Origin of the sequence: Peribacillus aracenensis (assembly GCF_025175645.1) — a bacterium.
In the GTDB taxonomy this organism is placed as follows: domain Bacteria; phylum Bacillota; class Bacilli; order Bacillales; family DSM-1321; genus Peribacillus; species Peribacillus aracenensis.
Genome location: NZ_JANZMJ010000061.1, coordinates 1 through 7727, shown reverse-complemented (window position 1 = coordinate 7727; position 7727 = coordinate 1). Strand labels below are relative to the sequence as shown.

At 38.7% G+C, this 7727-nt stretch carries 7 protein-coding genes and 1 pseudogene; 4 read left to right on the top strand and 4 right to left on the bottom strand.

The window, feature by feature from the left end:
- Positions 1-210: 210 nt before the first annotated feature.
- Positions 211-1521 carry a CitMHS family transporter gene (locus N0M92_RS28550; protein ID WP_260288945.1) on the top strand — a complete coding sequence of 437 codons (1311 nt, stop codon included), beginning with the start codon at positions 211-213 and terminating at the stop codon, positions 1519-1521.
- A 93-nt stretch (positions 1522-1614) separates the two neighbouring features.
- On the opposite strand, the gene yyaC is transcribed toward N0M92_RS28550, so the two are convergent.
- The 3 genes from yyaC to N0M92_RS28535 all read right to left on the bottom strand — a co-directional run bounded on the left by yyaC (position 1615) and on the right by N0M92_RS28535 (position 4433).
- Complete coding sequence (yyaC, locus tag N0M92_RS28545) at positions 1615-2148, bottom strand: spore protease YyaC (protein ID WP_260288943.1); 534 nt, start codon at positions 2146-2148, stop codon at positions 1615-1617.
- Between the two features lie 376 nt (positions 2149-2524).
- Positions 2525-2944 (bottom strand): hypothetical protein, encoded by a 420-nt coding sequence (locus tag N0M92_RS28540; protein ID WP_260288942.1) that lies wholly within the window; start codon positions 2942-2944, stop codon positions 2525-2527.
- The gene (locus N0M92_RS28535) at positions 2931-4433 is read right to left on the bottom strand and encodes an FTR1 family iron permease (protein WP_260288941.1); all 1503 of its coding nucleotides are present in this window, start codon (positions 4431-4433) and stop codon (positions 2931-2933) included. The genes N0M92_RS28540 and N0M92_RS28535 overlap by 14 nt, the downstream gene beginning before the upstream one ends.
- 597 nt (positions 4434-5030) lie before the next feature.
- On the opposite strand from N0M92_RS28535, the pseudogene N0M92_RS28530 reads away from it, so the two are divergent.
- Both N0M92_RS28530 and N0M92_RS29580 read left to right on the top strand, forming a co-directional pair.
- Positions 5031-5378: pseudogene (locus N0M92_RS28530) on the top strand (alpha/beta fold hydrolase); the annotation flags it as partial.
- Complete coding sequence (locus tag N0M92_RS29580; RefSeq protein WP_397443940.1) at positions 5378-5467, top strand: hypothetical protein; 90 nt, start codon at positions 5378-5380, stop codon at positions 5465-5467. The pseudogene N0M92_RS28530 and the gene N0M92_RS29580, both read left to right, overlap by 1 nt.
- A 64-nt stretch (positions 5468-5531) precedes the next feature.
- Here the strand turns inward: N0M92_RS29580 and N0M92_RS28520 are convergent, their stop codons facing one another.
- Entirely contained in the window at positions 5532-6278 is a 747-nt protein-coding gene (locus tag N0M92_RS28520; RefSeq protein ID WP_260288940.1) for an alpha/beta fold hydrolase, read from the bottom strand.
- A 221-nt stretch (positions 6279-6499) separates the two neighbouring features.
- On the opposite strand from N0M92_RS28520, the gene N0M92_RS28515 reads away from it, so the two are divergent.
- On the top strand, positions 6500-7411 hold the full coding sequence (locus tag N0M92_RS28515; RefSeq protein ID WP_397443939.1) for a cation diffusion facilitator family transporter: 912 nt from the start codon (positions 6500-6502) through the stop codon (positions 7409-7411).
- Positions 7412-7727: the final 316 nt, after the last annotated feature.

The window sequence follows — 7727 nt, the reverse complement described above, 5'->3', positions numbered from 1 at the left end:
TTTCAATTTATTAATTTAACTTAAAGTGGATTATAAGTTTTTTTTTCGAAAAAGTATAAAAAATATGTATTTCACTTATTTAATGATATGAACTATTCTAAAAATAGAAAACACAGCAATTGGGAAACAGAAGATATTATATAATATTTTTTAACTATTCAAACTATTTATTTGATTTGTAAGCGGTTTCTTTAATAGGAGGGGATTCATATTCTTACGTTACTTGGTATTTCAATGGTCGTTGTCTTTACTTATTTAATCATGTCTAAACGGTTATCACCTATTAATTCTCTTGTGGTCATTCCAATTATCTTTGCATTAATTGGCGGATTTGGTCCAGGGCTCGGAGATATGATGCTCGATGGAATAAAGGTTGTTGCACCTTCAGCCGCTTTGCTATTGTTCGCTATTTTGTTTTTCGGAGTCCTGATTGACGCTGGATTATTTGATCCACTTATTAAAACTATGTTAAAAATCGTAAAAGGGGATCCGGTTAAAATAGCGATAGGAACAGCAGTAATCGCAATGACCGTTGCCTTAGATGGCGATGGTACCACGACTCATATGATTACGATTTCCGCTATGCTGCCTCTTTACTTACGCCTTGGTATGAATCCACTTATTCTTGCCACTATTTCTATGCTGGCTGTCAGTATTATGAGTGGTATGACTCCTTGGGGAGGACCTGCAACAAGAGCAATAGCATCTTTAGGTCTCGATGCAAATGAATTCTTTGTCCCGATTATCCCAACACTATTCGCAGGTATTGCAGCTATTCTTTTTACCGCTTACGTACTTGGGAAAAAAGAGCGCAAAAGGCTTGGTGTTGTTCATATCAAAGCTGCACCTGAAATGAAAGGAGCTCTTGCTGAAGCAGCGGTAGCTTCCGCCATACAAGACGATTTAAAGCGCCCTAAATTAATATGGGTCAATCTTTTGTTGACGTTCACGGTTATGGTCATTCTTGTAATGGGCTTCGTACCGGTACCTGTGTTGTTTCTAATCGGATTTGTGCTTGCTTCAATCATTAATTACCCTAATCTAGAACAGCAAAAAGAGCGAATCGTGTCACATGCAGGAAATGCTATTACCGTCGTCACACTAGTATTTGCTGCTGGTATTTTCACAGGAATCTTTTCCGGAACGAAAATGGTAGACGCCATTGCAAATTCATTAGTGGCCATCATTCCGGATTCTTTAGGCTCTTTTTTACCGATGGTCGTTGCGTTCACCAGCATGCCATTTACGTTCGTCTTATCCAATGATGCTTACTACTTTGGTGTTTTGCCAATTCTTGCCGAAGCAGGAGAAGCTTATGGAGTGAGTCCTTTAGAAATAGCCAGAGCTTCCGTACTGGGCCAGCCTGTACATTTCTTAAGTCCACTCGTGGCATCGACTCTTTTACTAGTAGGGATGGTAAAAACAGATATCGGGGAACTGCAGCGGTATGCATTTAAATGGGCTCTAATTTGTTCATTAGTCCTTATCATTGTTGCTATCCTGACAGGGGCTATTATTTAAGTACAATGTTATCTAATAACTTCTTCGAACTTAAACAAAGTAGGGCTGTGCCAAAACCAATTATTATTAGTGGTTTTGGCACAGCCCATTCTTTTATTTAATTCCAGAAGTCGCGCCGCTAGCTTGAGTAATTATTTTTACGATAGTTTTCGCAAGGTTCATAACCGTGTATAGACGAGTGTCATTTAAAAATTGCATGGTTGGCAGCGGATCTATATAATTGACCATTCCTGTAATATGATAATCTCCCACTTCTGGCAATACTTTTTTTAAAGCTTTCCCCGGTACAAGAGGTCCATCCTTCAAGAAAACATAGCCGACCTGGTTTTGATCCCCTAAACAAGCATCCACACTAAAAATAAGAGGCTTTTTGAATTGTTTTTTAATTTTTTTCAACGTGTCTTCTAAATTAAAGGCATGAACGGGATTTTCCAAAGTACCGTAAACACGATAAGGCACCGTATGTTCTTTAAGCATTGTCCCGACTAAAGGGCCTAATGAATCCCCTACTGATCGGTCTGAACCTATGCACAGAAAAATTACATCTTCATTTTGGCATCCAGAAGATTGAATAATCTCTTTGACTTTTAATGCTAAGCAGTTTATTTCTTCACCTTTTGGTTCCACAGAACAAATTGCTCCTCTTCTTGTAAATTAGACTCATCTTAATTCCCCTTTGTTCTATTATACGAACAAAAAGGACATCTTGCATGTATATATAAGCATATGCTTGAGAATGATAGCTAACACTCTGAAAAATGGCAGTCATTCCAAACATGCCCTTTAATTTATTTGGCGAGGAAGTGGGAGTTGGTTTACAACTAGAAAACGTAACGACTTTATTTTAAAACTACAACCAAGTACACCAATATACAAAGTTAATTAACATAATACTGATTATTTACAGTCAATAACTATGATTCCCACCTACAAAAAAGGATAGAGCCTATAGGCTCTATCCTTTTTTGTTCTATGGTTTAACTAAAATAAAATGATTTACCTGTTATTTTAAATTTTGAACTTCAGATAAAATACCATCTAACTCTTTTGCCGCTTTTGTAAGTGTTGGCTCATCAAGCGGGGAAGACGTTGCACCAGCTTCTATTGTGTGAAGGGGAGTTTCGACCTTACCATATAGATCCGGGCTTTTAGCTTTCACGTCGTCTTCAAATGTTTGCCAAGATTCCTCAAGCTTCGCTCCACTTTCTTTTACTTTTGTAGCATCCTTGGCTTTTAGCTGTGCATTTAGGTCAGCAATCGTTTGTTTCATATCCTTCACGCCATCACTAATGGAAACAGATTTTGGAGAGGACTGTTCGGTTTTCTTGGTTTCATCAGCTTTCTTTTCGTTATTGGTACCGCAAGCAGTTAAGCTTAATGCAGCTACTACGATGATAGGAACTAGTAATTTACGAGATTTCAATTTTGTTACCTCCAGTATGTACTTTTATTTTACTATCTTTTCTTTTATTTAAAAGTGCTGCAATAACAGCAATTATAAGTAAAATCACCTGAGGGATAATACTTTCCCAGGTTGAATATACACCGAAAAAGTCAATGCTAGGGATGGGTGCTTGAGTTGCCGGTAATAACCCGGCAAGCTGCAACCCATGAATCCCCATGCCTGCAAATTTAATACATAGGTAGAACATCAAAATGCTTGATACGAGGAAGAATGGACGCATTGGAATTTTCAAACCTACCTTGAGTATGAGGTATGAAACAATTACAAGGATGATCAGTCCAATTGCAATCCCTAGTAAAAGCGTTGCTAACTTAATGGAAGCAGCCATCCCGATAAAGAATAGGACAGTCTCTGTTCCTTCACGGAAAACAGCCAGGAACGAAAGAATGGCTAGGGAGAACAAGCTACCGGTATCAAGTGCTTTTGTACTTTGTGTCCGAATATATCGTTGCCATTCAGCAAGACTTGATTTACTGTGAAGCCAATAACTCATATATAGAAGCATCACTGCTGCAAATATCCCTGTCCAGCCGGATATCAAAAAATTGTTACTGCCGAATGTACCAGCAGAAAATAATAGGTTTACAATTACGCCAAGTACAAGGCTTATTCCAAGTCCGGCTCCTACTCCGTACCAGATCCATTTACTTTTCGCTTCATGGCCAGCCTTTCTCAAAAATCCAAGCAAAGCCACCACTACAAGCAATCCTTCCAATCCTTCGCGAAGAAGAATGGTCGTTGCATCAAGCATCGTATAACTTGTCTTTGCTACCAGTGGAGAGAGGTAATCACGCATACTTTCAATCGTTTTTTTTGCACCTGGTACATCTGGGTGATTGGAGGATAGCATGGCGTAGCTAGCAACCATATCCCTTTCTGCATTACCATATATCTTTGATGATTTAGTAAGGACAATTCCCTCGACATTCAACCATGATTTTCGGAACTTCTCTATGTCACCTCTTGCTCCTTCGATATCATTATCATTAATCTTCGAAAGAGACTGATTTAGCAGTGTCACAAGTTCTGCTACATTTCCAGTGGTACCTGAATTTTTACCACTTTTAGATGAAGAAGAATACTTACCCTCTATAAACTTTTGATTGGTCTCTTTTAATCTAATAAGTGCATTTTTTAATTTCTCATTATCCACAGGCTGCTGAGCAAAAGCGAACTGAGCTTGACCCATGTTATCTTCAATATCATGATAGGCTGGCTGAGAATGGTTTTTCACTCCATCTTCAATAGAAATCCAAGTAGATGTAAAGGTTTTGTATTGCTTAAAAGCTTCCTTTGTGTCCCCCTTATCCACAGATTGGATAGATTCTACAATTATCTCATTTGCCTTTTTCATATCATCGGATGCATTAGCTGCAAAAATATTTATTGGTAAAATGACAAAAGCTGTGAGTAAAATTAAAAAAGTCGTAACTAACTTGATTTTCATAAAGGCCCCCTATGGATTGAAAAGTATCTTGTTATGTAAAAAAAAATTTGTAATCAGTAATGAAAATCACTATCAATTATATTCATAGAAACTATACGTTCTTTATTAATGGATGTCAATAATATTTTGATATGAAGGGGTCGATTTAAAACAAGAAGGATGACACGGAGAAGCCAGCAACATTACTAAACTAAGACCAAGAGTCCCCGGAGCAGCTTAGCAGGCCTCTGCCTTATGAATAGATCGAACGAAGGAATGTAAGTCAAATGACGCTAAGAGGCATGGGATGGTACGTCATCATAAGTTTCGCAGAGATCTATTGTGCATCACATAGTGGAGAAAATAGCTAATGATTTCCATTAGTTTTAGCGAAGCGTACCCTCAATTTAGTAATAAAAACCAGAATTTCAATACTCTGTTTAAAAGTAGGATAAAAAAATAATTCCCCTAATACACCGAGTGGTGCAAACCGTTGATACATCAATGTTCATAGAGGGAGGTTAGTTGAAGAAGGGTTTTTAAATGTAAATATGAATTAACACATAGAGAATCAGGTGAAACCAAGAACATTGTTAGATAGAGATGAGAGAGTTATAAATGATTGTAGTTAAGAACGGGACTTTGCCTGTGCATGGAGCTAACATCTACTATGAAGTACGTGGTTCAGGTCCTTTCCTTCTGATGATTCATGGTGGAGGTTGAGAAGCCGAAAAATTTCAAAAGGCTGCAGACAACCTTGCTGACAGATACACAGTTATTACATACGACCGTCGTGGACATTCTCAGAGCATCCTTGACAACCCAGCCGAGGATTACAGCGTAAGCATTCACAGCGAAGACGCTCACCGCCTGCTATCTGAACTGACCAATGAGCCTGTATTCGTATTTGGAAGCAGCTCTGGTGCTGTCATTGGACTCGATTTATCCATACGTCACCCAGAGCAGTGATTGACACCGCGACGAACACCGTTATTGCTACTATACCAGTTGGGAGTTTTCCAACGGATATAGCCATTGGAATAGTTTGTCCGTAGAAAAGGAAAAAAGGAGCTGAAAAATAATACAGCTCCTTTTTTCCACCCAAACCCGTAGTACTTTTCATTCCTCCATAAAAACAGTAATTTGATTATACAGCTTCTCAGGATGGGTGAGATTAACCATATGGTCAGCACCCGGAATTTCTATGATTCGAGCGTCTGAGTGCTTTCGGAAGTAATTGGCAACTCGAAGGTTATCGGGTGAATCCTCCTTACCTATTATCAATAATGTTTTGGTCGTCAATTCTCCTAATCTTTCAATGGCTGGTGGTTGCAGCCCAACCAATTTAACAGCTGGCCATTCAAACATTCGGTTCATATGGTGATGGAGCATTTGAACCATCAAATTCCGGTGAGGACTCTCCGTTACAACACGATACGATGGATCACAGAGCAAAAGCTCGATCATCTTATCGATATCGGGGGCAGCTTCATGGATCTTCTTCATACTTCCTTCAAATTCCTTCGAATAGATAAACCCAGATAATCCAGGCGCAAGCAAAATAAGCTTTGAAACCTTTTCAGGATATTTCAGAGCGAATTCAGTGGCAATTTGGCCGCCCATTGAGTGACCGATGAGTGTTGTCTGATTGATTTCTAGATGATCAAGAAGCGACGACAAATCTTCAACATGGTTGACATCTTCTATAGGGGACGGTGATTTTCCGGTCCCACGTCCGTCAAAAGCAATGACCTTATAGTGTTTTGCTAAAAGAGGTGCGACAAATGTCCAATTCCGTACATCAGCACCACCAGTGAGGAGAACCACAGGATGACCATTACCATTAACTTCATAATACAAATCCATTGAAATTCCTCCACCCATTACAATTTGATATTTCATTTAAACGCCAAATAAGATTAACAAAAAATAATAATGAAATTAAGTTTTCATCCACCACTTAACATATTTTACCATAATAGAGTAAAGATGATGCTGAATTTTTAGATAAATCCCCGTAGTCAACCAATGTATGGAAAGTGCTCCTTATTGGTAATATAATCAAGTATTATATTGGAGGGATAGACATGAAACAAATGGGTGAACAAGGTGCGAATTCAAATGCTCTCATTGCGGGGTGGATTAGCTTAATAAGCAACATCGTTCTAACGATTCTTAAGATTGTCATAGGTACTGTCTTTCATAGCCCGGTTCTTCTTGCAGATGGTTACCATAACGCAGGCGATGTTGTAGCAAGCGCTGCGTCTTTAACATCTATGCGTATTTCTAAACGCCCAGCTGATGAGGGCCATCCCTACGGACATGGTAAAGCCGAAGTGATCAGTTCAGCCATCGTGGCAATAATTTTAGGATTGGCAGCATTTTATATTGCATATGAATCTATCTCAGCGTTCTTTAAAGAGCCTGAAAAAGCCAGTCTAATTGCTTTTATAACTGCAATTATTTCTCTTGTGTGGAAGCAAATTTTATATGTGTATACGATTAGAATAGGCAAACGGACGAATAGCAAAGGGTTAATCGCAACTGCGTACGATCATCTTGCAGATGTGTATGCTTCATTGGCAGCGGTATTGGGGATTGGACTTGCACTAGTTGGAGAAGTTTATGATATTCAAATCCTCGCTTACGGAGATCCAATTGCGGGTATCATTGTAACAACTTTAGTTTTCAAGCTTGCTTATGGAATGGGATTAGAAGCGTTAGACACACTGATGGAGAAAAATGTAAGTCGAGAGAAATTGGATAGCTTCGCGTCTTTAATATTAACTGTTCCAGAAGTGAAACGAATAGATCGTCTACGCGCTAGGGAGCATGGGCATTATGTATTGGTGGATCTTCGTGTAGGTGTTCCTGGTGAAAAGACAATTCAAGAAGGTCATGACATTATCCGCAATATAAAGAAAACCATAATGGAAAATCACCCTGATGTAGATGAAGTTCTCATACACTTAAATCCTTGGTATGATAATGAGAAATAAACCGGTATGATGACCCTTCTAATTAAAATGTTGGGGGATATCACGGAATATTCGTTAGCCAAAATAAATGGCAACTTTCAGTGCATCTGAAGATTGCCATGTTTCTTAGCGTATGTTTTCCGCGTTTTGCTGGTGGGACACCTTAATGAACTAACGGGTGCGTTCGTATTATAAGGTTAGCCAGTTTTTTAAACTGTACCCTATAGAGTAGACACTAAAAAAAGGTCTGCTCTATAGGGTACTTTTATGTATAATGAAAAAAATGGGAGAATCGGAGAACAATTAAATGCCAAAAAAACTCTTTACTGAGAAAGAA